Raw genomic sequence first — 25464 nt, 5'->3', positions numbered from 1 at the left:
TGCGGGAGAGCGCCCTTTTTGGTAAGGCTTTTACTTTACAAACGATGCAATCGGCATCATAGGCAGCCCCATGAACGCAAAGCTCGGACTACTCCTGCGACTTATCCGCCCCCGGGCGTGAGGCGATGCGTCGTGTCCACGGCGCGGCTGGCGCCCCGGGGGACATGACTTAGACCGGCTGACCGCCCACAGGGCAAAAGGCTGACGCATCGAGATCCGATCAAGCAAAGCGACACTCACATGACCATGCTGCAGAACCCTTCGGTCAAATACCGACCGTTCCCGACCGTGCCGATCACTGACCGCCAGTGGCCGGGCAATACCATCACCAAGGCACCCCGCTGGCTGTCGACCGACATGCGCGACGGCAACCAGTCGCTGATCGACCCGATGGACGCGGTGAAGAAGAACCGCTTTTTCGACACGCTGGTAAGCGTGGGACTGAAGGAAATCGAAGTCGGCTTTCCCGCAGCGGGCGCGACCGAATTCGACTTCATCCAGGGCCTCGTGCGTGGCGACCGCATTCCCGATGACGTGATGGTGCAGGTGCTGACGCAAAGCCGCGAGGACCTGATCCGCCGCAGCTTCGAAAGCCTGGAAGGCGCCAAGCAGGCCATCGTCCACGTCTATAATGCGGTCAGCCCGGCATGGCGCGACATCGTGTTCCGCATGACGAAGGACGAAGTGCGCGAGATCGCGGTAAAGGGCGCGAAGGTCATCCGTGACGAGGCCGCCAAGCGCCCCGACACCGACTGGCATTTCGAATATTCGCCGGAGACGTTTTCGACGGCCGAACTGGATTTCTCGATCCAATGCTGTGAGGCGGTGATGGAAATCCTGCAGCCGACGCCTGAAAAGCCGATCATCCTCAACCTGCCGGCCACGGTCGAGGCGGCAACGCCCAATATCTACGCCGACCAGATCGAATATTTCTGCCGCAACCTGCCCAACCGCGAAAGCGCGGTGATCAGCCTGCATACTCACAATGACCGTGGCACCGGCGTTGCCGCGGCGGAACTGGGCCTGATGGCGGGCGCCGACCGGATCGAGGGCTGCCTGTTCGGTAATGGCGAGCGCACGGGCAATTGCTGCCTCGTGACCATGGCATTGAACATGTACACGCAGGGCGTGGATCCGGAGCTTGATTTCTCCGACATCGATTCCGTGATCGAGACGGTCGAATACTGCAACCAGATCCCTGTGCACCAGCGCCACCCTTATGGCGGGGAACTGGTCTTCACCGCGTTTTCGGGCAGCCATCAGGACGCGATCAAAAAGGGTTTCGAAGCGCACGACCAGCAGAACGATGAGTTCTGGCGCGTGCCCTATCTGCCCATCGACCCCGCCGATCTGGGCCGCAATTACGAGGCGGTGATCCGCGTCAACTCGCAGTCCGGCAAGGGCGGCTTCGCCTGGGTGCTGGAGCAGGACAAGGGCCTGAAGCTGCCCAAGCGCCTGCAGCCGCATTTCTCCAAAGCCGTGCAGAACATGGCCGACGAGACTGGCCGCGAACTGAATGCCGAGGATATCTGGCAGGCGTTCCGCAACGAATACAAGCTGTCGCGACCGCAGCATTTCCAGCTTGTCGAATATGAAGAGGCCCGCGCCGCCGATGGTACGCGCGTCTTCAGCGGCAAGATCGCTGTCAATGGCGAAGAGAAGAGCGTGTCGGGCCGCGGCAATGGCCTCATCAGCTCTGTCATCGCTACCTTGCGTGACAGTTTCGGACTGGCGCTGGAGGTGAACGATTACTCCGAACACGCCATGACCAAGGGATCGGATGCACGGGCTGCAGCCTATGTCGAATGCGTGCTGCCCGGCGGCGACACGATCTGGGGCGTGGGTATTGACGAAGATATCGCCACGGCCAGCGTCCGCGCGATCCTCAGCGCCGCGAATGGCGCGTGGCAGTTACAGGAAGGCTGATCTGTTGTGGGCGCGCCGGCCAGGCCGGTGCGCCCGCCTAGCCGGAGGTATCCTGCCAGAGCGTTTCAGCCATTGCATCGAGATGCGAGAAGTCGATGTTCGCGCCGATCGGATCCTTCCGGTTGAGCACCATCGGCTTACCCGACGAGCTGACGAGGCGGCGGCGCAGGGCGCGCTGCAGCAGGCCAAGACGCTCCATTGCTTCGGCATTTGCACGGGCGCGACGTGTTTTATCCGGAATTCCGGACAGATTCGTCCTGCCATTCTTGGCCTCTGACCAAGCCATCTCGATTGCGCCGACCCTTTCTAGCACCATTTCGTTATAGAGGCGGTGTGGCCCCCTGTGCAGCGGCAGGCCCTGCTTCAATGCCAGCTTTTCCGTGCCGGGAAGCAGAAGTCCATTCGTGCGGAAATCTTCAAAGCCCAACCCTTCATGAACGAGTTCATTCAGGAAAGGTTTCAAGCACTTGCTTTGCAATAGCTGGCGCGGCAGCAAGTGATGCCGTTGCCAGCCCGGACTGTATCCGGCTGTACCTCTCTTGTTCACAGACCGGAATTTCCGTTCCGGTTTATTGCTTACGTGAAGCTCAATTAACATATCAGACCCATCCGCTACTAAGCGGGGGGATGTTATCACCTGCGTTAGCAATAAAGGTTAATGTTACCTTTATTTTGCTCGATCTCGAAGCGCACGGGCCCGAACCCCTCGACATCCATCGACTGCGATTGCATCAACGGGCCTTCGCGCACGAGAAAATCTATAACCCGGATGGCAAGCCGGGCCTGATCCGGCGGCGAATTTGCCAATCCCCCCGGATGCACCGCGATCTCCTGTCCTGCCAGCAGACCGAGCCCGATCGAGTGAACAAGGCCGTCGCCATCGCGCTCCAACGCGGTGAAGCCCAGCGCTGGGAAAGCGCCGTCGGCAAGCCAGGCGCCAACGCTACGCTGAAACAAGTCGGGCGAAATCAGGCTTCGTGCGCCGCCCCACCATATTGCCGTGACCCTATCGTCAACCAGCGCAAGAGCGATCGCCGCCATCTCCCGCAGCCGCTCGACCGGATCGCCGAGGTCACCGTTTTCTCGCGGTGTGAGTTCAACCTTTGCGCAACCGGCGATCGCTGCGGGATCGGCCCCGAAGCGATGATCGATCGCCGCGACTTCACCATCACTGACCGGTAGCCCGGTATTCACGAGATAGACGCCAGCATCATCGCCATCCCTCGACACGAAAAGGCCGTCATCTCCATCCGTGGTCTTCACGCGCCAGCCACGTGCGTCGAGCTCTGCCGCCACATGCTCTTGCAGTGGCCCCGGCTCGCATTTGAAGAACAGGGTTAAGATAAAAACCCGCACTTTCCGAACGTTCCCGTGTGATATTGCGAAATGTCGAATGGAAATGTGCAAAATTGCAGCAAATCACAATCGCTTAGACATGTGTCACTAGCGAAGTTTAACGCTGTTGACGAGCCGCCGTAGGGTCCAATTTGGACCTATCCCGAAGCAGGACATATTTCTTTGCCGTTAAGTAAGTTTCCGCCCGGCATTTCAGCAAAGGTCAAGATAAGCAGCAAGCCCGCCCCCCAGTTCCTCGCACCGCCTGCGGTCTTCTTCATCCAGAACTTTATCGGCCATGATCTCTTCGGGTGTCTGGGCGTGGAAATTGCAAATCAGGGGCTCTGCCAATCGCTTGAGCCGCCAGCCTGTCACGATCCGGTCGATTTGCCGCGTCGCCCCCTCTCATCGGAACCTGCGGCGATGGCCGTCGCATATGGGCGGCCCGCTATCCGCTCTCCGGCGGCGAGCACGGGATAATAGCTGCGGTCGAAAAACTCTTTCATGACACCGGTCATCGATGCCAGGTTCTCGGGGCAGACGAACAGGCAAGCCCTCGCGCCGATCACGTGTTTGGCATTCGCGGCGTCCGCCGGAATCAGCCGGGCCGGAATGTCGGGAGCATATTTCGCAGCCCCCTGCATCGCAGCGCGCGCCATCGCGGCCGCTCCGCCGGTGCGCGAATGCCAGATTATGACCAGCCCCTCATCCATATCTGTTCCCATCACCCCACCCTGCCCCATAGCGGTGGATAATTCCATCCGTGGCCACGCCCGCCCGCCCCATTGGCGAAAAGCCGTGTTATCATCGCAGCATGGGTCCCGGTCTCGAAACACGCAATCTACATGGCTTCGTCTGCAACGTATCCGCATCGCTGAGCGGGCGGGCGTGGCGTTGGCGCGGCGGCAACATGGCGCTTGGCGATGATGGTGACGGGCTGGGGCTGCTGCGCCAGCTGCTGCTGTCACGCGGGGTGGAGGAGCATGACGTGGATCGCCAGATGCGCCCCACCTTGCGCGACTTCCTCCCCGACCCCTCGATCTTTCACGACATGGACGAGGCTGCGCAGCGTATCGCACAGGCCGTGCTGAGCGGGGAGGCGATCACCATCTATGGCGATTACGACGTCGATGGAGCCACGAGTGCGGCGCTGCTGATCCGGCTCTTACGGCAACTGGGCGTCGATCCCGGCCATTACATCCCAGACCGCCTGCTAGAGGGTTACGGTCCGACCGGAGAATCCCTGGTGCAGCTGGCAAGGGACGGCTCCAGCCTGATCGTCACCGTCGATTGCGGCGCCATGGCGCATGAGGCGCTGGACGCCGCGGCGGAGGTGGGCGTGGATGTGATCGTCGTCGACCACCACAAATGTGCCAGCACGCTCCCGCGCGCAGCGGCGCTGGTAAATCCGAACCGCCTCGATTCCACCGACGATGCGGCTTCGCACGGACATCTGGCCGCGGTCGGCGTGGCGTTCCTGCTCGGCATCGCGCTGGTGCGGGTCTTGCGGCAGAAGGGCTATTTTCAAGAACGCCAAGAACCCGACCTGATGGCCCTGCTCGATCTGGTCGCGCTGGGTACGGTCGCCGATGTCGCCGCGCTTCACGGGTTGAACCGCGCTTTCGTGGCTCAGGGCTTGAAGATCATGGCACGCCGCCAGAACGCGGGCATTGCCGCGCTGATCGATGCCGGACGGGTCAAACGCGCACCGCAGGCAAGTGATCTCGGCTTTGCCCTTGGGCCGCGCATCAACGCGGCAGGCCGGATCGGCGATTCCAGCCTCGGCGTGCGGTTGCTGACCAGCGATGACATGGACGAAGCCCGCGAGATCGCTGCCCGGCTCGACGTCTTGAACGAAGAACGCCGCGCGATCGAAGCCGCGGTTCAGGAAGCTGCCGAAGCGCAGCTTTCCGCACAGCATAACCGGCAGGTCGTCGTCGTCGCCGGGCGCGGCTGGCATCCGGGTGTCATCGGCATCGTGGCCGGGCGCCTCAAGGAAAAGGTGGGCAAGCCGGTCTTCGTGATCGCCATCGATGACGAAGCGGAAGACGGCGTGATGCTTGGCAAGGGGTCGGGCCGGTCGCTGGCGGGCGTCGATCTGGGCGCAGCCGTCATCGCCGCGCGCGAAGCAGACCTGCTGGTCAAGGGCGGCGGTCACGCCATGGCGGCCGGCCTGACCATAGAGGAAGCCAGGCTCGACGCGTTCCGCGATTTTCTCGATGAACGCCTGGGCCGAGATGTGGAACGGGCGATGGCATCGCGCGCCCTGACGCTCGATCTCTCGCTGTCACCACGCGGACTGAACCCTGCGCTGGTGGAGCAGATGGAGGCCGCCGGCCCCTATGGCGTCGGCTGGCCCGCCCCTCGTGTCGCGATCGGGCCGGTGACGCTGATCAAGGCAGATGTCGTCGGACAGGGGCATGTCCGCCTAATCGCCGCAGGGCAGGATGGCGGCCGTTTCAAGGCAATAGCCTTTCGCGCAGAGGAGACCGAGATGGGGCAGGCGTTGCTTCATGGATCGCGCGGTCGCAAGCTGTGGCTGGCCGGGCGGGCCAAGATCGATGATTGGGGTAACACGCCAGCTGCGGAGCTAATTCTGGAAGATGCCGCCTTTGCCGATTGAGCAGGCTTTGCCGGACGCGTCGGCCCCCTCGCGCTTTCCCGCCATCATCCGTGAAGAGATGCGGATCCTGAACGAGCCCGTTCCCGACAGGCTCGACACTCCGCTCGTCGATAATCAGGTCATCCAGCTTCGTGCTGACAGCTTCCTGTTCACCACGCCGGCAGGAACACGTTTCTATTATCGTCAAGGACAAGGCATTGCCATTTCGCAAGGGCGCGAGGGTAGTGCGGAGGAAACCGACCTTTTTTATAATGGCACTGTCTATGGCGCGGTCGCCTGGCTTAACGGGCTGATCCCGCTGCATGCCAGCAGCGTCGTAAGCGATGGCCGGGTCATCGCATTCACCGGACAATCGGGAGAGGGCAAGTCAACTCTTGCCGCAGCATTGGCGCAACATGGCTTCTCGCATAGATCGGACGATGTGCTGCTCATCGAAATGCGTGATGACGGCATCTACGCGTGGCCTGACAGGGACCGAATCAAACTTTGCGCGGATGCTTTTGAATTAACGGGTGCTGCGCGATTGGAGCCGATCGAACCCGGCGCGGACAAATTTTTTGCAGATCTGGGCAATATAAGCAAAACCGGCCCTCTGTCAGGCGACGGGCTGCCCCTTCCCCTTTGCGAGCTGGTGTTCATTCATTCGGCCGAAAATGGCCCGCCCAAGCTCGAAAGCCTGGTCGGCAGCCAGAAATTCCCTGCGCTTACCAATGCCTTGTACCGGATTGAGATTGCCATCGGCCTTGCAAATCAGCAGGCGCACAGGGCCATTCTACTGCGCCTTGCGCGCGGCCTGCGATGCTGGAACCTCTTTCGAGTACGCTCGCGCTGCAATTTCGCGAATGATGTCGCGCTTATCGCAAATCTGCTGAACAGGCTTTAGGAACCAATTGTGCAGTTGCGAATTTCACGGTCTGGAGCTATGACCAATTATTGAAAATTCAATTCTCAAAGGGACTTCCGGCATGACCACCCGCGCCGCGCACAAGAACGCCTGGACCGAGCCGAAGCTCGAACAGCTTGACGTCGATCTTTCTTCGGTCGCATCGGGCAACAATTATTTCGACGACGGTTCCGTGTCGAACAACCTCTCGCGCAAGTCCTGATTTTCATTACGCCAATCGCATTGGCTAATTGACCGAAACGCCCCCGCAGGTGGCTGCTTGCCGATGGCATGCTCGCCTGCGTTTGGGGCGTTCTCCACATAAGAGCGTGACCCGCATTTTCCACTATGGCGCTGCATCACCGTGCAGGGCATGGTGCGCCTTGATATGCCAAGCACCCTGATCAAAATCCCCGCACGTTATGAATCCAGCGCCATCGATGACGAACTTGTCCTGATCGACGTCGATACGGGAAAGTTTTTCGCGCTGAAGGATGTCGGGCTGCGCATCTGGACCCTTCTCGACGACGAAGCCGATCTCGACCGGATCGCCGAGCAATTATGTGACGAATATGAAGTCGATCCCGAGCATGCCCGCAAGAGTGTTGCAGGCTTTGCCGAGAGCCTGGCCAAGGCAGGCTTTGGCCGCCTCGAATAAGAGCGAACGAGGTTCGTGATCCGAAAATCATTGATCCGATCCGACACGCATGACACGCCATTCAGGATGCGCATCGCTTCGCCCCGCCTGCTGACGATTGAGGCCATGGCCCTGCTGCCGCTCGCACGTGTCCTGGTGAACCGGGTTCAGATGAAGCACTGGCGTGGGACACTCGGAGAAATCGAGGGGGCCACGATTTCTTCTGCTGCCTCTCCCACCGACCAGCAAACCGCCGCATGGCGTGATGCCGCCCGTCTTGGCCGACATGTCGAGCGGGCGGCGGAAAAACTGCCGGTGGAAACGAAATGCCTTCCGCGCGCCATCGCGCTGCAATGGATGCTGCGCCGCCGAGCCATAGCCTCGCGCCTTATCGTGGCGCGTTCGCATGAGAAAGGTAACCGCGATGAATGGCATGCGTGGGTCGAGCATGGCGAGGAAATCGTAATAGGCCATTGCGATCGCGACGATTATCGCGCGATGCTCATCTTCACGTCTCGCCCGGCGCGCCCTGCTGATCCAACGGACTGAAACGACGATGGGTGCCCTGCTTATTGCCGCCGTCATCGATCTGGCCGGAGGAGATCCCGGCGCCCACCAAGATGGGCTTAAGGAGCGCGTCGCCAACAGCCTCGGCATCGGACTGGGGGGGCCGGTCAGCACGATGAAAGCCCCGGGCGGGCTCCTGTTCTCTCGCTCTCGAATTAGCGCCGCGCCAGCCACGGGATTGGGGGCGCGATCGCGGCCATGGCAGGCAGCGCGGGGCCCTGATGGTGCGATCATCCTTCTGGCCGGGGATTTGTTCGAGACTGACCGATTGCCCACGGCTATCACGCAAGCCGCACGGGAAAGCGATGAGGCCGCAATCTATGGCACCGCTCTCGCCCAGCATGGCGACGCGTGCGATCGACTGATCAACGGACAATACGCCGCGATTGCCTACTACCCCGAGGAAAGGCGCGTGCGCATCGCCCGCTCGCCGATTCAGGCCCCTCCCCTGCACCTCTGGCGACAGGGCAGTCTGCTGGTTGTCGCCTCCACCCCGCGCGTCGCCTTTGCCGCTGGCGCCGCCGAAGAAATCGACCGTACGAAGCTCGAAGACGCCCTGTTCCTCAATTTCCGCGATGCGCGGCGTAGCTGGTTTCGCGGGATCGAGCGGATTGCGCCGGGTGAACTGGCGGACATTACGCCCGACCGCACCCACCGTGAAAATTACTGGTCCATCGACCGCCTGCCGGAAGTCCGCTTTCCCCGTGACGAGGATTATGTCGATGCAGTGCAAGAGGCGTTTCGACGCGGCACTGAGGCTATGCTCTCACCATTTCGGTCGCCCGCGCTTCAGCTATCGGGCGGGCTGGATTCGCAAGCTGTCGGCAGCTTCGCGCTCGACGCGATTGCGCAAGAGGCTCGGCTCAAAGCCTATTGCTGGGTTCCGCAGAAGGGTTACGAACCTCTCGACTGGCCGGCCGCGACAGGGGACGAACGCGACGGCGCCAGGGCCTTTGCATCCATGCACGGGCGCGTTGATCTGGAGCTTGTCGATACCGGCGCGCTTGACCTGCAGCACAGGGAGGACAATTTCTTTCTGCTGGCAGGGGCTGCCCCAATGGGCGGCAGCAACATGCATTGGGGGCACGAGACGCTGAGGCGAGCAGCCGCATCGGGCCATGACGTGATGCTGACCGGCGCATCGGGGAATGGCTCCTTCAGCTATGACGGACGGACCGGCCCGCCGACCTGGCTGCGCGAGGGGCGGTTAGTAAAAGCCATCGCCGAACTGGCCGCACTCGGCGGTGATCGCCCCATATGGCGGCGGTTCATAAGCCATGCGCTGATGCCCCAGCTACCGCTGGGATGGCGCCAGGCATGGGCCAATCGCCGCGGTACGGCGATGGATCCGTTTGACAGCTGGTGCGCGCTTGATCGGGACGGCGCTTCAAAATCGGGCGTCGCCGAACGAGCTGCCCGCGATGGCCATGACCCGCTCTTTCTCGAAACGCGATCCTCTCGCCAATGGCGAAAGGCGGTTATAGCCATGAGTGAGGCGGAGGGAGGCGATGCGATTCAGGCGATGGAGCTCCTGCACGGCATTCCGATGCGCGATCCGACAAGCTTTCGACCGTTATACGAACTGTGCGCAGGAATTCCCGACGATCAATTCCTGCGAAATGGCACGACCCGCTGGTTGGCGCGGCGATTGCTGCACGGACGGATCCCCGAAGAGGTTCGCACCGCCCGGCGGATCGGGATCCAAAACTCGGACTGGCCAATACGTTTTTCAGGCGAGCGAGCCGCAATGCTGGCAGAGATCGATCGGCTGGAAAACGATGAGGATCTTTCCGCGATGCTAGACCTTACGCGTCTTCGCAAATGGCTTGAGGAATGGGACGGCAGGGACAGCATCGGCGGACGCGAGGGGCCGAGAATATACTCAGCCGTCGGGCGCGGGCTGATTGCTGCGCGGTTTTTCAGGCATGTCGGTGGCCGCAATGGCTAACCCCGCAGGCTGCCATGACAGCGCCCCACGTGACGGTTTCGCAGAGCGGCTGATGGTGGGAATTTGTGCAGGAAATGCGCAGCCGGATGAGACCTTTACCGCACTTGATGAAGCTGGCTGGGATGCATTGGAGGCAATCGCGGTGCGAACCCGCACAGCGTGTCTGCTGCATCGCCACATGGTGGCACAAGGCATTGCCGCTCCGGAACCGAACAGGCGCCGCATTACAGATCTTTACCGCAGGCAGACTCTCTACGCTCTGGGTCAACGGATCGTGCTGGGACAGGTGGCGGCGTTGCTAAGCGCGGCTGATATCGGTCATGTCGCACTCAAGGGTTCGGCGCTCGCTTTTTCGGCCTATCCTCAGCCTGCCATGCGCCCCTTGCGCGACATTGATGTGCTCGTTCCGCGTTCGCGCGCACAAGAGGCTTACGATCTTCTTCGCGATCATGGGTTTACCACAGCGGAATGGGCCGGCCAGTACGGTCCCGAGCGGTATCACCAGATGCCCGAACTTGTCAGCCCCGAACATGCGGTCACGGTGGAGATCCATCACCGTGTCTTTTCACGCCAATGGGCAGGCGACAGCGGATTGACCGCACTGCTGTTGCAAAATGCGAAGGAAGTCTCGGTCGGATCCGCAGCCGTAAGGCTGGCCGACCCGCTTTCAAACCTGCTGCATATCACGGTCCATGCAACGCTGCACAATTGTTTTGAAAACGGCCCGCTGACGATTGCCGACATCCGGCATCTATGGGCCGATCCGTCCCTCGATCGGGACCGCCTGTTGCATGAGGCTGACAGCTTATCGCTTGCCCGTCCGCTCGCCCTGCTGCTTGCCATCGCGCGCGAAAGCGGCGACATCGCCGTTCCCGACCACTTTCTTCCCCAGACAGATGCGGCTTCACCTTATGTGCCGCACGCGATCGACGCCATGTTCCGCACACCGTCGCAGGCCAAAGCCCGAGACATGGCCCGGCGGCTGGAGACAAGCGGAAATTCCTCTTCCAGCCCATTGGCTGCAATTACGCGCATGCTCAGCCCCACACCGCAAAAACTGGCCGACATCGCCGGTACGCGCGCGTCAGATCCGACACGATGGCTGGCTTATCCCGCATGGGCATGGAGCCGTGGTCAACGCTGGCTATCCACTCTGGCTAATCGAACGCTGCGTGCCGAGGCGCAGGCGGATGCAGACATGCTGAACTGGTTGAGAGGCGATGGTTCGCAGCCCTGACCGGCGCTACTTTATTCGCGTTTGCAGCACCGAGGGTTGACCCCAAAGCGGCCAGCGGCCACATCACAAGGAGTGAGTATGCAATTGCCAGAACCCCCGCTGCTCGATTTCGCTACGGACACGTTGTTTCTCGATTTCGACGGCACGCTGGTCGAACTGGCGGATCGCCCGGATGCGATCACCGTACCAGACGATCTCATCGCAACGCTTCATGAATTGACCGACCGACTGAATGGCCGTCTGGCGCTGGTAAGCGGCAGGGCACTCGAGGTGCTGGATGAATTCGGCATGGCGGGACTGGCTGCCGCCGGAAGCCATGGATCGGAATGGCGCCTTGCCGGCGGGGAACGCCAGCACCGCCCTCGCCCAGCTGGCCTCGATCGCGCGCGCGAGCGGTTTACCGAATTTGCCACCCGTGCCGAGGGTCTGCTGTTTGAGGACAAGCCACTGGGCGCCGCGCTGCATTACCGTCGCGCGCCGGGCGAGCGGGATGCTGCGCATGATCTGGCGCAGGAGATGGCCGATGATCATGGCCTTCACGTCCAGCGCGGACACGATATGGTCGAGCTTCGCATTTCCGGCGTCGATAAGGGCTCTGCCATCACGGAAATGCTGGGCCACGGCCCCTTTGCCGGCCACCGACCCGTTTTCCTGGGGGATGACGTCACCGATGAAGACGGTTTCCGCGCGGTCGATGCGCATGGCGGCGCAGGTGTTTTGGTTGGCGAAATGCGACCAACGCTCGCGACTTTTCGCCTTGCCGGTGTCGCCGCCGTGAACGATTGGCTATCTCGCTCGTTAAGGGAACGCATGGACTAAAGCCTCTTGGATCATTGAGGCCTTAAAAGAATACAGGGGAATAGAATGAGCCGCCTGATTGTCGTTTCCAATCGCGTATCCATGCCCAGCCCGGATGGCTCGCAGGGCGGGCTTGCCGTGGCGCTGCAGGCGGCGCTGCGCGAATCCGGAGGCCTCTGGTTCGGCTGGTCCGGGCGCGAAGTCGAGGAATTCAACGGTTCCGTCAGCTTCGAGGAAAGCGATGGCGTGCGCTCTGCCGTTGTCGATCTCGAACCGCAGGATGTCGAAGAATATTACAACGGCTTTGCCAATCGCACACTCTGGCCGCTGTTCCACTACCGCATCGACATTGCCAAATATAACCGCAGTTTCGGTTCCGGTTATGAACGCGTGAACAAGCGTTTCGCCGAGCCGCTGCACGTCATGATCGAGCCTGAGGACACGATCTGGATCAACGATTACCACTTGATCCCGATGGCATCGCTGCTGCGCGAACATGGCATCAAGAACAAGATCGGCTTCTTCCTCCACACCCCGTGGCCGCCCACCCGGCTGCTCGTCTCGCTTCCGCATCATGAACGGCTGGTCCGCTCCATGTTCGGCTATGACGTCGTGGGCTTCCAGACCGGCGAGTGGCTCGAAAGCTTCCGCCATTATTGCGAAAACGAGCTGGGCGGCACGATTGATGGCGATTACATCACCGTCGACGGTCAGCGCCTTCGCGCCGTGGTCTGCCCGATCGGCATCGACTTCAAGAACTTCATCGACAGCAGCGAAACCGACCTTGCTCACCAGCTGGCCGAACGCATGCGCGTTTCGCTGCGCCAGCTGACCATGATCGTGGGCGTCGACAGGCTCGACTATTCCAAAGGCCTGCAGGAACGCCTCGTCAGTTTCGAGCACCTGCTCAACGCCTATCCCGACCTCCACCGTTCCGTCGTCCTTGTCCAGGTCGCGCCGCCATCGCGCGGAGAGGTCGAGCAATATCGCCACGTTCGCGAGGAATTGAACGAACTGGCCGGCCGCATCAACGGCATGTTCGCCGAGGTCGACTGGACCCCGATCCGCTATGTCAACCGCGGCTACCGGCGCGAGGAACTGACCGCCCTCTACCGCGCCGCCCGCGTCGGCCTCGTCACCCCGCTGCGCGACGGCATGAACCTTGTGGCCAAGGAATATATCGCCGCGCAGGACCCGGAAGATCCCGGCGTCCTCGTCCTCTCGCGCTTTGCCGGCGCCGCCGCGCAGATGCAGGACGCCCTGCTGGTCAATCCCTACGCTCCCGAGGAAGTCGCCGAGGCCATCCAGACTGCGCTGAAAATGCCGCTGGCAGAGCGTAAGGCCCGGTTCCAGACGCTGCGCGAAGGGGTCGAGAAGGAAGACGTGCACTGGTGGCGCGAAAAGTTCGTGAATATGATCGAAGAGACCGAGACGATCCGCTGATCGCACATTAGGGAACGTCCGGGGCTTTCAGGCCTTTCCTTATCAGCGGCGCCCGCATTCCGGCGGCTGGCCGCGCCGTGGAGATAACAGATGCCTTCCTCCTTCCGCCGCCTGGCCATGGCCGGTGCGCTTGTCCTGCCCTTTGCCGCGCTGGCGGCCTGCGACAAGACGCCCGACATGCCCGAGGCGATGAAGCCCGCGAAGGAGGAAGCCCCCACCCCCGAGGCCGCGAAGCAGGACATTGACGCCGCGCTGCGCGCAAAGGTGGAGGCTCTGAACAAGGGCGATGTCGACGGGGCCGTTGCTGTATACGCGCCCGATGCCACCATTATCATGCCCGGCGAACCGCCGCTGACCGACCCTGCCGCGATCCGCGCCATGTATGCCTCCATGCTGGGCGACGACGATGTCGACATGCAGATCACGCCCTATAACACCTGGGTTTCGGTCAATGCCGATTTCGCGGTCACCACGTCGAAGATCACGCTCGACGGCATGATCGGCGAGGAGCCGGTGCATTCGGTCACCACCAACCAGGCCGTGTGGCAGCGCCAGACTGACGGGCTTTGGAAAATCGTGTCCGAATCCAACACCGCACAGGCGCCCGATGCTGCATCCTCCGCCACCACCCCGCCCGATGCGGCGGCAGCGGCGGAAACGGCGGAAACGGCGGCACGACCCGAAACCGGCACCGCAAAACCCGCCGCCTGACAGGGGCCGACAAAGGTCCACAGGGGAACGGGCGCCCTCCCCGCAAAGGAAAGGCGCCCGCTCGGCTCTGCGGGGGAGTTGGCCCCGTGAGCTATTGCGTGATCAGACCCGGTCAGCTGCCGGCCTGCATTTCGGCAGCCATGGCGACCTGCAGCCGCTTTTGAAGCGCGGCATCGGTTTGCAGCTTGGTGCTGATCTCATTGAAACGCTGCGCCGTCAGGCCAGAGGACTGCACCTCTGCAGCCATCTTCGCCTGCTTGTCGGCAGCAGCGACGGTCGTGTCGGCCTGGATCTTCTGCACCGCCATCGCGGCTTCGGCAAAACTCTTCAGTTCCGTATCGGTCACGGCAGTGGCGGCGGCTTCAGCGCCCATCGAGGGCTGCGCCGGAGTGGCCGGATCGGCAGGCGTAGCCGGGGTCGCTGCATCGGGGGCCGCGCTCGACGGCGGAGCCGGCACTTCCTGCGCGCTGCCCATTGCACCCGGCGCGGCAGGCGGATCCATCATCGTGTTCTGGGCATCCTGCGCAAATGCGGGGGTCGCGGTTGCGGCGATCGCGGCAACGGCAGCAATCCCGGTGAATTTCAGAGCAGTGAACTTGGTCATCAAAAAATACCTCTCTTCTGCGATGACCCAAGAGTCAGGATCCCAAAGCCACATCGCAACCGGCCAGCGGATGCCTCGTGCGGGAATTAAGGCCGAATTGTGGCAGCCGTGCCCCAGCATCGACGAACCGAACCGGAAACGGCGGTTTTGCGCGCAGATCTCGGTGTGCAGGGTGACATAAGTGACATGCCCTACAACCGGCGTAACCCGCCGGAACCCCGCGCAAATGCTGGGGTTTCGCGGCTTTGGGTGACACACCGGCGCATAAGGGAAACTTTGCGCATCTCAATTCACCTGAGCGCCGGAGCCATCATTGGCGGCATTAGCCCCGTACCAGCTGGCAAGGTTTTGCGCCGCATCGCCCTTGGCGATATCGGTGGCTGCGGGGGCGCGTTCGTCGCCGCTCCAGTCGAGGGGGCCGTCCTCTATGCGTTTGAGGAGATCGTCCCAGCCTTCCGCCGAATATTCGCGGGCCATCTGGTGGCGGCCCATCTTCCACGGGTTGGCGGCGATCCAGATGGCAAGCCGTTCATCGTAATGGCGCGAGGTGCCGATCAGCTCCCCCTGGTAATAATGCGGCACCTCGACCCCGTTGATCGCGCGGTCGAGCATGGCATGGGCCAGCTGGCTGATCCCCGCCTCCAGCGCGACTTCCCAGCCCAGCGCGAACGGCGTGCCGACAAGCCGGTCGCGCAGGCGATAGGCGCTCTGGCGCGAGAGGCCGACCGATTTCGCGGCTTGCGTGACCGACTGGCACGCGGCGAGTTCGCGCAGGAAGATCACCATCTTGCGGCGGGTCCATTGGTCCCGGCGCGGGGCGCGGGGTTTGGGGCGGTAGGCTGCGTCGTGGGTTTCGGTCGTCATGGGGCGCTCCATTAATGTATCGTGCTGGTGGCGATCCCGGAAAATCGCAGGGGCTGATGGCGGTTCACCCGTTCTCAACCCTCTCGTGCGAGGGTTCGGCAGCGTTTTCCCGGGGGAGAATGAGCAATGCTGAAATTGATCGCATTTCTGGCGGCAGCGGTGGTCGGCTTTCTGGTGGCATTTTCGTTCACCGCGCGTGACGAGATCGGGGCCGAGGTCGAGAGGAAGCTGGACGAGGATTTCATCCCCCAATGCATCGCCCGCGCCCAGTTCCCGCCCGAACTGGAGGCGAAGAAACCCCAGATCTGCGGCTGCATGAAAAGCGAATTCGACACGCGCCGTTTGAAACTGACCGATGCGTTCGGAGACAAGAAAGCCGAGATGCAGGAGGTCACACAGGCCTGCGCGAGGCTTTATTCTTAAGACCCTCAGACGCCGGGCGGCGGGCATCCGCCCGCCTTGGCTTCGCCGCAATAAGCGGCGGCGGCCGTTCGGCCTTGCGGGAGTCGCTTCGCGCCCCGTGAGTGGTTTGTTTTGATCCCTCAAACGCCGGGCGGCGGGCATCCGCCCGCCTTGGCTTCGCCGCAATAAGCGGCGGCGGCCGTTCGGCCTTGCGGGAGTCGCTTCGCGCCCCGTTCCACTGCTGACCTGCGAGCATATGCTTGGAACCTGTCGCGCCGGGTCTCCGGGCACCGAAGGTGACTCCGGCAAGCGCGAAAGCGCGCCCGAGCTTATGCGAGGAAGCCAAGTGGCGCGGATGCGCCCCGCCCGGCGTTTGAGGGACCCAAACAAACAAACGGCGCCAACCACAAACGTAGCGGCTGACCGAACAACAGTTCCCCTCACCCCATGCACCAACGCCCGTGAGCCGCGCCAAGAGAGGCGCGCGCCAAAGCCGATGGCGCAAGCCTACCGCCTCCCGCGATAGGGTTCCGGCGTGGGAAAGGAGAAGCTGCGCGAGCGGCCCAGCACGACTTCCTCGTTGCGAAGGTGCTGGAGGGCGATGGCGGGCGTAGTAACCGCCCCCCACCCAATCCGCCCCGCCTCGACATGCTCAAGCCAACGGCGAGCATGTTCGAGCGCATCACGATCCGACGGCGGCGGGATTTCCATGGGCATTTGCGGTTCCTCTCTGTGAGGGGTGAAAAGGAACCGGGTTATTTATGGGGTTGGCGGGGTGTAGGAAAATTAAAGATAAGCTACTCTTCCTGTTCAGTGGGATAATTCAATCCATTCAAACTCGTCCAACCTTCGCGTACAGGTGCATTCATGTGTGACCGCACATCATGCCCTTCAGTTGTCACAACTTTTGCCCCTCTATGGATCATCGCGCGGACAACAGCCTTTTTCGGATGGTGCACATCCTTGGCTGCTGATGAAATTACTGCGGTAAAATGAGTTTGCTGACTTTCTGTCTCGGACTTTACCGGACCGAGTAACTGATTGAGAATTTCACTCGACACATTTCGCCGTGACCCATGATGTGGCACCTGAAACCGGTCAATACCTGGCAAATCCAAGCCAACTGAGGGCGCATAATCGATTACGGTCTGCAAACCCTCTCGGCCAACATCACCTGTAAGGAGAATCTTTTTGCCAGCTATTTTTCCATATTGTACGATCGTCATTTCATTCCGAGGACTTGTATCTTTCTCCGGAAGGTTTTCATGGCCCCATATTGATGAAACATAGCTAATCGCAGATTTAGCTAATTCGAGAAGATATTTGTCGAACCTAACACTAGCCGTTTCTTCAAATTCTTCAGCTTTATCGTCATCTTTTAAAATAAGATTGATAAAATTATTAAATGTCGGAGACATAACAGTAAAATTGCCGATGACATTTCCCTGAAATGCCTCTTCAATTAAAACCCCCATCGATAGAGCAATTTTCTCTAGCTCAGCGACGTGTGGATATTTCTTCTTCAATCGCGATTCTAGAGCCTTTAAACTATTATAAGTTGGGTAATTCGGCAGGAGCGTCGTCGCATATAACCAAGGTCGATTCATCCAGAGACGTTCAACAGGATATTCTTCTAAAACCGTTTTCAATCCAGCAGCATGATCACCGTCGGGATGCGTCAGCACCACGTGCTGGATTGTTGGGACCGATCCATAATACTTTTTTATATGATCAATTATTTTCTGACCACATTCTGCATAACCTCCATCGACGACAGACACGGTTTCTATGCCACCGACTCTTGTCCTAATAGTGATAGAGTCTCCGCTTTTTGCAGTCTCGACATCTAAAAAATCGATTTCAAAAAAGTCATTATTTTCCGTCATCTTTAGCGACCGCCTCACTCAGCAAAACATAATCAATCAGCATTTCAGATGAATTCCGTGCAGCTAATATAGAGCACAGGGTAATTGCAATGCCTATCGCTAGCGATAATGCTGCTTGTGTAGAAGCCCACCCTCCTTCACTTCCTACATAAATATATCCGATAATTATCAAAAATATGGAAAGAGACGCCAACTCACGCCATTGCAAGTACCGTGTAGAGTAATGCCTTACGCTTCCAACATCTCTAAATTTATCATATATTCTGTAAAAAGTTCTATTCTGATATTTTGGACCAAGACTGCTTCGCATTGCGATGTCAACGACCTCATTCCTGTCTAAAATTTCCGAGAATTTTCTTCCATTTGCAAATGCCCGATGACTTGGAAGACGAAACCTAATTCTCCAAAAAATTAGAATTTCTTTAAATGATTTAGGAATCAAATCTAGCAACAGGCTAAGCCCTACGGAGGCACACCCAATCGCAATAATTTTTTGCCAATCAGAGAATAATTGGGAAATATCCTTGCCAGAGAGCAAGAGGCACAAAACTGAGTAGGCCCCCGCGAACGGAGCCAGAGTTTGCGCTACGATTTGCGATTTTATCGAGTTAAATATTTCCAGTCCCCCTCAACGGTCTTGCCCTATGTAAGAACCAATCGCCTCACAACATCCCCGCCAAATACCGCCCGGTATAACTCCGCTCCACCTTCACCACGTCCTCCGGCGTGCCAGTGGCGACAATCTCGCCGCCGCGCACGCCGCCATCAGGGCCAAGGTCCAGAATCCAGTCCGCCGTCTTGATGACGTCGAGATTATGCTCGATCACCACGACAGAATTGCCCTGGTCGACAAGGCGGTGCAGCACTTCGAGCAGTTTGCGCACATCCTCGAAATGCAGGCCCGTGGTCGGCTCGTCGAGGATGTAGAGCGTCTGCCCGGTGGAGCGGCGGGCGAGTTCCTTGGCGAGCTTCACGCGCTGCGCCTCGCCCCCTGACAGGGTGGTGGCCTGCTGGCCCACCTTCACATAGCCCAGCCCCACTTCGTTCAGCATGTGCATCTTGTCGCGGATAGGGGGCACGGCGCCAAAGAATTCCTCGGCATCCTCGATCGTCATGTCGAGCACGTCGGCGATGGACTTGCCCTTGAACTTCACCTCCAGCGTTTCGCGGTTATAGCGTTTGCCGCCGCATTCCTCGCAGGTGACATAGACGTCGGGCAGGAAGTGCATCTCGATCTTGATCAGCCCGTCGCCCTGGCACGCCTCGCATCGGCCGCCCTTGACGTTGAAGCTGAAGCGCCCCGGCTTGTACCCGCGCGCCTGCGCCTCGGGCAGCCCGGCGAACCAGTCGCGGATATTGGTGAAAGCGCCGGTATAGGTCGCCGGGTTCGAACGCGGGGTGCGGCCGATGGGCGACTGGTCGATCTCGATCACCTTGTCGCAATGGTTGAGACCCGTGATCTTCTCATGCGGGCCGGCGATGACGCGCGCGCCGTTCAGCTGGCGGGCCGCACCGGCATAGAGCGTGTCGATGGTGAAGGACGATTTGCCCGACCCCGAAACGCCGGTGATGCAGGTAAAGGTGCCGAGCGGGATTTCGCCCGTCACGTCCTTCAGATTATTGGCGACAGCGCCATGCACGGTGAGCTTCTTGCCGTTCCCCTTGCGGCGCTTTTCCGGCACCTCGATCTTGCGCGTGCCGTTGAGGTAATCGGCGGTGAGCGAACCCTTCGTCTTCAGCACCTGTTTCAGCGTGCCTTGCGCGACGACCTCGCCGCCATGCACCCCCGCGCCGGGGCCAAGGTCGACGACATGATCGGCGGCGCGGATCGCGTCTTCGTCATGCTCCACCACGATGACCGTGTTGCCAAGATCGCGCAGGCGTTTGAGCGTTTCAAGCAGGCGATCATTATCCCGCTGGTGCAGGCCGATGGAAGGTTCGTCGAGCACGTAGAGCACGCCCGACAGCCCGCTGCCGATCTGGCTGGCAAGGCGGATGCGCTGGCTTTCGCCGCCCGACAGCGTGCCGCTGGTGCGGTCGAGGTTGAGATAGTCCAGACCGACATTGTCGAGGAAGCCAAGACGCTCGTTGATTTCTTTCAGAATGGCCTTGGCGATCTGCTGCTGCTGGTCGGTCAGCTTGCCGTCGAGATCAAGGAACCACGCCTTCGCATCCGACACCGACAGGCGCACGGGCGAGGCGATATCGACGCCTGCGACCTTCACCGCCCGGGCCTTTTCATTAAGACGCGCACCACCGCAGGCATCGCAGGGCTGCGCGGTCTGGAACTTGGACAGCTCCTCGCGCATCCAGGCGCTTTCGGTCTGCATCATGCGACGATTGAGATTGCCGATGACGCCCTCGAACGGCTTGTTGACCGTGTAGCTCTTGCGCCCGTCCTTGAAGGTCAGCGGGACCGGCTTGCCCTTGGTGCCATAGAGGATCGCGTCACGGTGCTCCTTGGACAGCTCCTCCCACGGGGTTTCCAGCTCGAAACCGTAGTGGTTCGCAAGACTGGCCAGCACCTGCATGTAATAGGGCGACGGCGGGTTCGATTTCGCCCACGGCACGACCGCGCCTTTCTTCAGCGAGAGGGCCTCGTTCGGGACCACCAGCTGCGGATCGAACAGCAGCTTCTCACCCAGCCCGTCACACACTGCGCACGCCCCCTGCGGCGCGTTGAAGGAGAACAGGCGCGGCTCGATCTCCTCGATGGTGAAACCGCTAACCGGACAAGCGAAACGTTCGGAAAAGACGATGCGGTTGGCGGGAATCCCCGCCCCCTTCATCTGGCCGCCCGTTACATTCGCGCTCTTGGCTTCCTCCTCGCGCCCGGGCACCACGCCATCGGCGAGGTCGACATAGGCAAGGCCATCGGCCAGGCGCAGCGCGGTTTCGAAACTGTCGGCAAGACGCGTCTCGATCCCTTCGCGCACGGCAAGGCGGTCGACGACCACTTCGATGTCATGCTTGTACTTCTTGTCGAGCGCGGGGGCGTTCTCGATCTCCATGATCTCGCCATCAATGCGCACGCGGGTAAAGCCCGCCTTCTGCCACTCGGCCAGTTCCTTGCGGTATTCGCCCTTGCGCCCGCGCACCACGGGGGCCAGCAGGTAAAGCCGCGTGCCTTCGGGCAGCGCCATCACCCGGTCGACCATGTTCGACACCGTCTGCGCCTCGATCGGAAGGCCCGTCGCGGGGCTGAAGGGCACGCCCACGCGCGCCCACAGCAGGCGCATGTAGTCATAGATCTCGGTCACCGTCGCCACGGTCGAACGCGGATTGCGGCTGGTCGTCTTCTGCTCGATGGAAATCGCAGGCGAGAGCCCGTCGATATGCTCGACATCGGGCTTCTGCATCATCTCGAGGAACTGGCGCGCATAGGCCGACAGGCTCTCGACATAACGCCGCTGCCCTTCGGCATAGATGGTGTCGAAGGCCAGCGACGACTTGCCCGACCCCGAAAGGCCGGTGATCACGATCAGCGCATCGCGCGGCAGGTCGATGTCCACGCCTTTGAGATTATGTTCGCGCGCGCCGCGCACGGAGATCTTGGTAAGCATGCTTGGGGATGTTCCGCAGATGTTCTCCCGCGTCAAGCGGGTAATGAGGGCTTGTTCGCCATTTGGGGACCATCCCCTCCGGCTTCAACGCCTGCGGTCGTATCAAAGGTCCGCTGACTTGACCGATGCGGCCCTTCGGGCAATCTTCCCGGCCATGGGGGTCTTTATCAGGAATATCGTTCGCGCCACATGCATGGCGCTTGGTATCATGTCGCTGGGCATCATGGCGCTGGCCGGTCCGGCAGCGGCTGAGGATGCGCCCAAGACAATCGCCCTTGTCGGTGCCGAGGTGCTGGGCCCCGATTTCGCCACATGGGCGCATGACCGGACCGTCATCGTCACCGGCAATCGCATCACCGCCATCGGACCGGCAGCGGAAACGCCGATACCCGATGGTGCGCAGATCGTCGATATGCGGGGCCGCTGGATCATCCCCGGCCTGTGGGATGCGCATATCCATTCGCGCTACAAGGGGATCGACCATTTGCGGCTGCTGATCAGCCACGGGATCACCGCCACCCGCGATCTTGGCGGCCCGTGGGAGCATTTGCCCGAGCAATTGGCATGGCGGCGCGAGATCGCGGCGGGCACGCGCGTCGGCCCGCGCTGGTGGACGGCGGGCACGGTGCTCAATAATCCCGGTGCGCGCTGGTCGCATATCACCGTCGTGCATGACCCGGACGAAGCCCGCGCCGCCGTCGACCGGCTGAAACGCGAAGGCGCGGATTTCGTAAAGGTCTATTCCGACCTCACGCCCGAAAATTACCGCGCGATTCTGGCAGAGGCGAAAGCGCAGGGCCTTCCGGTCGATGGGCATGATCCCGATGCGATCCCCCCGCTGGAAGCGTCCCGCGCCGGACAGCGGGTTATCGAACATGCCCGCGAAGTCGCGCTGGCGCTGATCGAGGGTGAGATCCCGAAGCTTGCGGGCGGCTATACCGACTGGACCGCGCTGGAAAATCGCCTGAGCGCCGAAAAAGCCGACGAGATGGCCGCGACCTTCCGCGAAAACGGCACGTGGCTCGATCCTACGCTGAACCTGCGGCGGCATTTCATCGGCCTTGCCGAAAAGAGCGACTTTGTTCTGGACAATCCGGCGCTACGCTTCATCCCGCGCCCCTATCTCGACGCATGGAAAATGGGTGAGCGCCCCACCACGCCAGAGATAATCGCGCAATGGCAGGCCAATTTGCGCCTCGAAAGTGAGGCCGTGCGCATGTTGGCGCAGCGCGGCGTGCCGATCCTTGCCGGAACCGACACGGTAAAGCCGTTCTATGTTCCGGGCGACGGGCTGCATGAAGAATTGTTCGCGCTGGTGGACGCCGGACTTTCCCAAGGAGAGGCGATCCGTGCAGCCACGATCAATCCGGCGCGCATGACAGGGATGAAGGATCTGGGACTGGTGCAGCCGGGCTTCCTCGCCGACCTGCTCGTGCTCGATGCCGATCCGCTGGCCGATATCGGCGCGACGCGGCAGATCGCCATGGTCATCGCCAATGGGCGTGCCTTCGACCGGGCGGCGCTCGATGCGATGCAGGCGGATATCGCCGCCAATGCCGCCGCGTGGGACGGGGTTCCGACCGGACGCTAGGCTGGCGGATTGCCCCGCCCTGCCCTAGAAGCGCCGCAACCATGACACACCGCCTGTTCGTCGCCATCAAGCCACCCGAACCCGTGCTCGACCTGTTGATCGACACGATGGACGGGATCGACAATGCCCGCTGGCAATCGGACGAGCAGATGCACCTGACCCTGCGTTTCGTGGGTGAAATCGACAGCCCTGCGGCCAATGATCTCGCCGATGCGCTGACACAGGTGCGCTGTGAGCCGTTCGATCTGGCCATTCGCGGCACCGGCCACTTTGAAAAGAAGGGGCGAACCCACACGCTCTGGGCGGGGATCGCGCCATCGCCTGCGTTGCTGGCGCTGCAAAAGCGGGTGGAAAGCGCCTGCCGCAGCGTCGGCCTGCCGCCCGAAACGCGCAGCTATGCGCCGCATATCACGCTGGCGCGGCTTTCGGGCAGCGCCGGGGCGGTCGGACCGTTTCTGACGAAATGGGGCGACCTGAAATCGCCGCCTTTTACGGTCAGCCAGTTCATCCTGTTCGAAAGCACGCTGTCATCGCATGGCGCGCATTACGACCCGGTGATGAGCTTTCCGCTGAGAGCCTAGCGCGCCGGAAACGCGCCCCGCGTCCGGTTGGCGATGGCGACGAGCGAGAGCATCACCGGCACCTCCACCAGCACGCCGACCACCGTGGCCAACGCCGCCCCGCTGCCAAGACCGAACAGACCGATCGCGACCGCGACGGCCAGTTCGAAAAAATTGGACGTGCCGATCAGCGCGCAAGGCGCGGCAATGGCATGGGGCACTTTCCACGCTTTCGCCGCGCCATAGGCGATGAAGAAGATGCCATAGCTTTGCACGATGATCGGCGCGGCGATCAGCGCGATCAGCAGCGGGCGCGAAACGATGGTGCTGGCCTGAAAGCCGAACAATAGCAGCACGGTCGCCAGCAGGCCCAGGATCGAGAGCGGCTTGGCCCGCGCGGTAAAGGCGCTGACCGCCCCCTCGTCTCCGCCATGCGATTTAAGCAGCCGCCCGCGCACGAACGAGCCCGCCGCCAGCGGCACCACGACATAGAGCAGCACCGAAAGCAGCAGCGTTTCCCACGGCACCGCAATGTCGGTCACGCCCAGCAAGAGCGCGACAATGGGCGCGAAGGCCGCGATCATGATCAGATCGTTCGCCGCCACCTGCACCAGCGTATAGGCCGGGTCCCCGCGCGTCAGCTGCGACCATACGAACACCATCGCGGTGCAGGGCGCTGCGCCCAGCAGGATCAGCCCGGCAATATATTGGCTGGCATCACCTGCGGGAATGAGGCCGGCAAAGATCACCTTGAAGAACAATACGGCCAGCGCCGCCATGGTGAAGGGCTTGATCAGCCAGTTGACGATCAGCGTGATGACCAGCCCCTTGGGCTTTTCACCCACCCGGCGGATGGCGGAGAAATCGACCGCGACCATCATCGGGAAGATCATCGCCCAGATCAGCACCGCGACGACCAGATTGACCGAAGCATATTCGATTGCCGCCAGCGAGGCGAACAGCCCCGGCGCCAGATTGCCGAGCGCGATACCGGCTAGGATTGCTCCGCCGACCCAGACCGACAGGAATTTCTCGAACGTGCCCAGACCCGCTGCCTGCGGATCGCCCGCGTTCAATTCAGCACTCGCCATGATTTGCCCCCGCCACGATGCTCGTCGCACAGGCTTATGCGCAGGATCACGCGGCGCTCAATGGCAAAATGCAGATGGAGGGCGCGATGCCGAGCCTGATCAACGCGCGGCGAAAAGCAGGCGGCCCTCACCCATGATGTCCAGCACCTCGTCGCGCACATGCTGTTCGACCGCGAAACAGCCAAGGCTGCGCCCGATCTTGCCATGGCGCATGATCAGCGACGGGCTGACGTAATCGGCGCCGTGCATGACGATGGCGCGGGCAAAGGCGTGACTGTTGCTGGGGTCGAGCCCATGCAAGCGGCGCGAGCGTCCAAGCTTGCCGTAATAGGCCGCGCCGGTGAGAAAAGCGCCGTCCGAAGACTGGTTCGAACCCACCCGATTGGAAAGGGTCTGCACCCATCCCGTATGCGCCGGGTCCGACCCCTTCCCATGCGAGACGAGATAGCTTTTCATCACGCGCCCATTGCCGACATCGACGATGTCGAAACGCTTTTCGCGGGAGTGCTGATTGAAGTCGACAAGGCCGACGAAATCCCGTTTGATCGAGCGGCCCGTCGGAGTAGCGGAATGAGCATCGAGCGCCGCAAGGGCCGCACCAAGTGCAGCGGGTGGCCGGGAGCCAGCGGGCGCGGCAAAGGCGCGCGGGGCCGCAAGGCCGGACAAGCCGGCAGCACCGGAGCGCAGAAGGTTGCGTCTGTTGAAGTTCATGTCTTTCGATCCCGTTAGACACAAGATATAGTGTTTGAGATATGTTAGTCAACACAATATGGAGTATTTCGATGGAGCGGGGGT

The 25464-nt window shown here is 61.2% G+C and carries 25 protein-coding genes; 14 read left to right on the top strand and 11 right to left on the bottom strand.

Annotated features, from left to right (window positions below; genetic code table 11):
• Positions 1 to 240 precede the first annotated feature (240 nt).
• Positions 241 to 1926: a 2-isopropylmalate synthase gene (gene leuA, locus A9D13_RS15565; RefSeq protein ID WP_066775682.1), complete on the top strand. Its 1686-nt coding sequence runs from the start codon at positions 241 to 243 to the stop codon at positions 1924 to 1926.
• A 37-nt stretch (positions 1927 to 1963) separates the two neighbouring features.
• Here leuA and A9D13_RS15560 read toward each other — a convergent pair whose 3' ends face one another.
• The 3 genes from A9D13_RS15560 to A9D13_RS15550 form a co-directional block, all read right to left on the bottom strand.
• On the bottom strand, positions 1964 to 2524 hold the full coding sequence (locus A9D13_RS15560; RefSeq protein WP_082922465.1) for an AHH domain-containing protein: 561 nt from the start codon (positions 2522 to 2524) through the stop codon (positions 1964 to 1966).
• A 44-nt stretch (positions 2525 to 2568) separates the two neighbouring features.
• Positions 2569 to 3282, bottom strand: coding sequence for a hypothetical protein (locus A9D13_RS15555; RefSeq protein WP_156522115.1), 714 nt, complete (start codon positions 3280 to 3282; stop codon positions 2569 to 2571).
• 350 nt (positions 3283 to 3632) lie between these two features.
• On the bottom strand, positions 3633 to 3986 hold the full coding sequence (locus tag A9D13_RS15550) for an NAD(P)H-dependent oxidoreductase (RefSeq protein WP_308420377.1): 354 nt from the start codon (positions 3984 to 3986) through the stop codon (positions 3633 to 3635).
• 185 nt (positions 3987 to 4171) lie between these two features.
• Between A9D13_RS15550 and recJ the strand changes: the two genes are divergently transcribed.
• The 10 genes from recJ (at position 4172) to A9D13_RS15505 (ending at position 14108) form a co-directional block, all read left to right on the top strand.
• Positions 4172 to 5884 carry a single-stranded-DNA-specific exonuclease RecJ gene (recJ, locus tag A9D13_RS15545; protein ID WP_082922491.1) on the top strand — a complete coding sequence of 571 codons (1713 nt, stop codon included), beginning with the start codon at positions 4172 to 4174 and terminating at the stop codon, positions 5882 to 5884.
• Positions 5874 to 6767, top strand: a complete 894-nt coding sequence (locus A9D13_RS15540) for a hypothetical protein (protein WP_156522114.1) — start codon at positions 5874 to 5876, stop codon at positions 6765 to 6767. The genes recJ and A9D13_RS15540 overlap by 11 nt, the downstream gene beginning before the upstream one ends.
• Positions 6768 to 6849: 82 nt before the next feature.
• Positions 6850 to 6990 (top strand): hypothetical protein, encoded by a 141-nt coding sequence (locus A9D13_RS20615; protein ID WP_156522113.1) that lies wholly within the window; start codon positions 6850 to 6852, stop codon positions 6988 to 6990.
• A gap of 165 nt (positions 6991 to 7155) precedes the next feature.
• Entirely contained in the window at positions 7156 to 7425 is a 270-nt protein-coding gene (locus A9D13_RS15535) for a PqqD family protein (RefSeq protein ID WP_172808197.1), read from the top strand.
• Between the two features lie 66 nt (positions 7426 to 7491).
• Positions 7492 to 7953, top strand: a complete 462-nt coding sequence (locus A9D13_RS15530; RefSeq protein ID WP_066775675.1) for a lasso peptide biosynthesis B2 protein — start codon at positions 7492 to 7494, stop codon at positions 7951 to 7953.
• A gap of 7 nt (positions 7954 to 7960) precedes the next feature.
• Positions 7961 to 9919, top strand: a complete 1959-nt coding sequence (locus tag A9D13_RS15525) for an asparagine synthase-related protein (protein ID WP_066775673.1) — start codon at positions 7961 to 7963, stop codon at positions 9917 to 9919.
• Positions 9912 to 11156: a nucleotidyltransferase domain-containing protein gene (locus A9D13_RS15520; protein ID WP_172808195.1), complete on the top strand. Its 1245-nt coding sequence runs from the start codon at positions 9912 to 9914 to the stop codon at positions 11154 to 11156. The genes A9D13_RS15525 and A9D13_RS15520 overlap by 8 nt, the downstream gene beginning before the upstream one ends.
• Positions 11157 to 11234: 78 nt before the next feature.
• On the top strand, positions 11235 to 11975 hold the full coding sequence (otsB, locus tag A9D13_RS15515; RefSeq protein ID WP_066775666.1) for a trehalose-phosphatase: 741 nt from the start codon (positions 11235 to 11237) through the stop codon (positions 11973 to 11975).
• A 45-nt stretch (positions 11976 to 12020) separates the two neighbouring features.
• Entirely contained in the window at positions 12021 to 13397 is a 1377-nt protein-coding gene (gene otsA / locus A9D13_RS15510) for an alpha,alpha-trehalose-phosphate synthase (UDP-forming) (protein WP_066775665.1), read from the top strand.
• Between the two features lie 90 nt (positions 13398 to 13487).
• A complete protein-coding gene (locus A9D13_RS15505) occupies positions 13488 to 14108 on the top strand; it encodes a YybH family protein (RefSeq protein WP_066775664.1) in 621 nt (206 codons plus the stop codon).
• 112 nt (positions 14109 to 14220) lie between these two features.
• On the opposite strand, the gene A9D13_RS15500 is transcribed toward A9D13_RS15505, so the two are convergent.
• Positions 14221 to 14712 (bottom strand): DUF4168 domain-containing protein, encoded by a 492-nt coding sequence (locus tag A9D13_RS15500; RefSeq protein WP_066775878.1) that lies wholly within the window; start codon positions 14710 to 14712, stop codon positions 14221 to 14223.
• A gap of 285 nt (positions 14713 to 14997) precedes the next feature.
• Positions 14998 to 15576, bottom strand: coding sequence for a hypothetical protein (locus tag A9D13_RS15495; RefSeq protein WP_156522111.1), 579 nt, complete (start codon positions 15574 to 15576; stop codon positions 14998 to 15000).
• A gap of 126 nt (positions 15577 to 15702) precedes the next feature.
• Here A9D13_RS15495 and A9D13_RS15490 point away from each other — a divergent pair, with 126 nt between their 5' ends.
• Entirely contained in the window at positions 15703 to 15999 is a 297-nt protein-coding gene (locus A9D13_RS15490; protein WP_066775660.1) for a hypothetical protein, read from the top strand.
• A 486-nt stretch (positions 16000 to 16485) separates the two neighbouring features.
• Here A9D13_RS15490 and A9D13_RS15485 read toward each other — a convergent pair whose 3' ends face one another.
• The 4 genes from A9D13_RS15485 to uvrA all read right to left on the bottom strand — a co-directional run bounded on the left by A9D13_RS15485 (position 16486) and on the right by uvrA (position 21427).
• The gene (locus A9D13_RS15485) at positions 16486 to 16695 is read right to left on the bottom strand and encodes a hypothetical protein (RefSeq protein ID WP_066775658.1); all 210 of its coding nucleotides are present in this window, start codon (positions 16693 to 16695) and stop codon (positions 16486 to 16488) included.
• An 80-nt stretch (positions 16696 to 16775) separates the two neighbouring features.
• Entirely contained in the window at positions 16776 to 17864 is a 1089-nt protein-coding gene (locus A9D13_RS20610; protein ID WP_156522110.1) for a ComEC/Rec2 family competence protein, read from the bottom strand.
• Positions 17851 to 18411 carry a hypothetical protein gene (locus A9D13_RS20605; RefSeq protein ID WP_172808194.1) on the bottom strand — a complete coding sequence of 187 codons (561 nt, stop codon included), beginning with the start codon at positions 18409 to 18411 and terminating at the stop codon, positions 17851 to 17853. The genes A9D13_RS20610 and A9D13_RS20605 overlap by 14 nt, the downstream gene beginning before the upstream one ends.
• Positions 18412 to 18526: 115 nt before the next feature.
• Entirely contained in the window at positions 18527 to 21427 is a 2901-nt protein-coding gene (uvrA, locus tag A9D13_RS15475) for an excinuclease ABC subunit UvrA (protein ID WP_066775652.1), read from the bottom strand.
• 193 nt (positions 21428 to 21620) lie between these two features.
• Here uvrA and A9D13_RS15470 point away from each other — a divergent pair, with 193 nt between their 5' ends.
• Complete coding sequence (locus A9D13_RS15470) at positions 21621 to 23018, top strand: amidohydrolase family protein (RefSeq protein WP_172808193.1); 1398 nt, start codon at positions 21621 to 21623, stop codon at positions 23016 to 23018.
• A 41-nt stretch (positions 23019 to 23059) separates the two neighbouring features.
• A complete protein-coding gene (gene thpR / locus A9D13_RS15465) occupies positions 23060 to 23599 on the top strand; it encodes an RNA 2',3'-cyclic phosphodiesterase (protein WP_066775648.1) in 540 nt (179 codons plus the stop codon).
• Here thpR and arsB read toward each other — a convergent pair.
• Complete coding sequence (arsB, locus tag A9D13_RS15460) at positions 23596 to 24669, bottom strand: ACR3 family arsenite efflux transporter (protein ID WP_066775644.1); 1074 nt, start codon at positions 24667 to 24669, stop codon at positions 23596 to 23598. The genes thpR and arsB overlap by 4 nt on opposite strands.
• 99 nt (positions 24670 to 24768) lie before the next feature.
• On the bottom strand, positions 24769 to 25380 hold the full coding sequence (locus A9D13_RS15455; protein ID WP_082922462.1) for a murein L,D-transpeptidase catalytic domain family protein: 612 nt from the start codon (positions 25378 to 25380) through the stop codon (positions 24769 to 24771).
• Positions 25381 to 25464: the final 84 nt, after the last annotated feature.

The sequence above is a fragment of the Croceicoccus mobilis genome (assembly GCF_001661965.1).
Classification (GTDB): Bacteria; Pseudomonadota; Alphaproteobacteria; order Sphingomonadales; family Sphingomonadaceae; genus Croceicoccus; species Croceicoccus mobilis.
This window is presented reverse-complemented; position numbering and strand designations above follow the sequence as displayed.

What these genes read in the sequence shown, in the direction of transcription:
- leuA (WP_066775682.1), top strand. Translation starts at nt 241, where the DNA reads ATGACCATGCTGCAGAACCCTTCGGTCAAATACCGACCGTTCCCGACC.
- A9D13_RS15560 (WP_082922465.1), bottom strand. Translation starts at nt 2,524, where the DNA reads ATGTTAATTGAGCTTCACGTAAGCAATAAACCGGAACGGAAATTCCGG.
- A9D13_RS15550 (WP_308420377.1), bottom strand. Translation starts at nt 3,986, where the DNA reads ATGGGAACAGATATGGATGAGGGGCTGGTCATAATCTGGCATTCGCGC.
- recJ (WP_082922491.1), top strand. Translation starts at nt 4,172, where the DNA reads ATGGCGCTTGGCGATGATGGTGACGGGCTGGGGCTGCTGCGCCAGCTG.
- A9D13_RS20615 (WP_156522113.1), top strand. Translation starts at nt 6,850, where the DNA reads ATGACCACCCGCGCCGCGCACAAGAACGCCTGGACCGAGCCGAAGCTC.
- A9D13_RS15535 (WP_172808197.1), top strand. Translation starts at nt 7,156, where the DNA reads ATGCCAAGCACCCTGATCAAAATCCCCGCACGTTATGAATCCAGCGCC.
- A9D13_RS15530 (WP_066775675.1), top strand. Translation starts at nt 7,492, where the DNA reads ATGCGCATCGCTTCGCCCCGCCTGCTGACGATTGAGGCCATGGCCCTG.
- A9D13_RS15525 (WP_066775673.1), top strand. Translation starts at nt 7,961, where the DNA reads ATGGGTGCCCTGCTTATTGCCGCCGTCATCGATCTGGCCGGAGGAGAT.
- A9D13_RS15520 (WP_172808195.1), top strand. Translation starts at nt 9,912, where the DNA reads ATGGCTAACCCCGCAGGCTGCCATGACAGCGCCCCACGTGACGGTTTC.
- otsB (WP_066775666.1), top strand. Translation starts at nt 11,235, where the DNA reads ATGCAATTGCCAGAACCCCCGCTGCTCGATTTCGCTACGGACACGTTG.
- otsA (WP_066775665.1), top strand. Translation starts at nt 12,021, where the DNA reads ATGAGCCGCCTGATTGTCGTTTCCAATCGCGTATCCATGCCCAGCCCG.
- A9D13_RS15505 (WP_066775664.1), top strand. Translation starts at nt 13,488, where the DNA reads ATGCCTTCCTCCTTCCGCCGCCTGGCCATGGCCGGTGCGCTTGTCCTG.
- A9D13_RS15500 (WP_066775878.1), bottom strand. Translation starts at nt 14,712, where the DNA reads ATGACCAAGTTCACTGCTCTGAAATTCACCGGGATTGCTGCCGTTGCC.
- A9D13_RS15495 (WP_156522111.1), bottom strand. Translation starts at nt 15,576, where the DNA reads ATGACGACCGAAACCCACGACGCAGCCTACCGCCCCAAACCCCGCGCC.
- A9D13_RS15490 (WP_066775660.1), top strand. Translation starts at nt 15,703, where the DNA reads ATGCTGAAATTGATCGCATTTCTGGCGGCAGCGGTGGTCGGCTTTCTG.
- A9D13_RS15485 (WP_066775658.1), bottom strand. Translation starts at nt 16,695, where the DNA reads ATGCCCATGGAAATCCCGCCGCCGTCGGATCGTGATGCGCTCGAACAT.
- A9D13_RS20610 (WP_156522110.1), bottom strand. Translation starts at nt 17,864, where the DNA reads ATGACGGAAAATAATGACTTTTTTGAAATCGATTTTTTAGATGTCGAG.
- uvrA (WP_066775652.1), bottom strand. Translation starts at nt 21,427, where the DNA reads ATGCTTACCAAGATCTCCGTGCGCGGCGCGCGCGAACATAATCTCAAA.
- A9D13_RS15470 (WP_172808193.1), top strand. Translation starts at nt 21,621, where the DNA reads ATGGCGCTTGGTATCATGTCGCTGGGCATCATGGCGCTGGCCGGTCCG.
- thpR (WP_066775648.1), top strand. Translation starts at nt 23,060, where the DNA reads ATGACACACCGCCTGTTCGTCGCCATCAAGCCACCCGAACCCGTGCTC.
- arsB (WP_066775644.1), bottom strand. Translation starts at nt 24,669, where the DNA reads ATGGCGAGTGCTGAATTGAACGCGGGCGATCCGCAGGCAGCGGGTCTG.
- A9D13_RS15455 (WP_082922462.1), bottom strand. Translation starts at nt 25,380, where the DNA reads ATGAACTTCAACAGACGCAACCTTCTGCGCTCCGGTGCTGCCGGCTTG.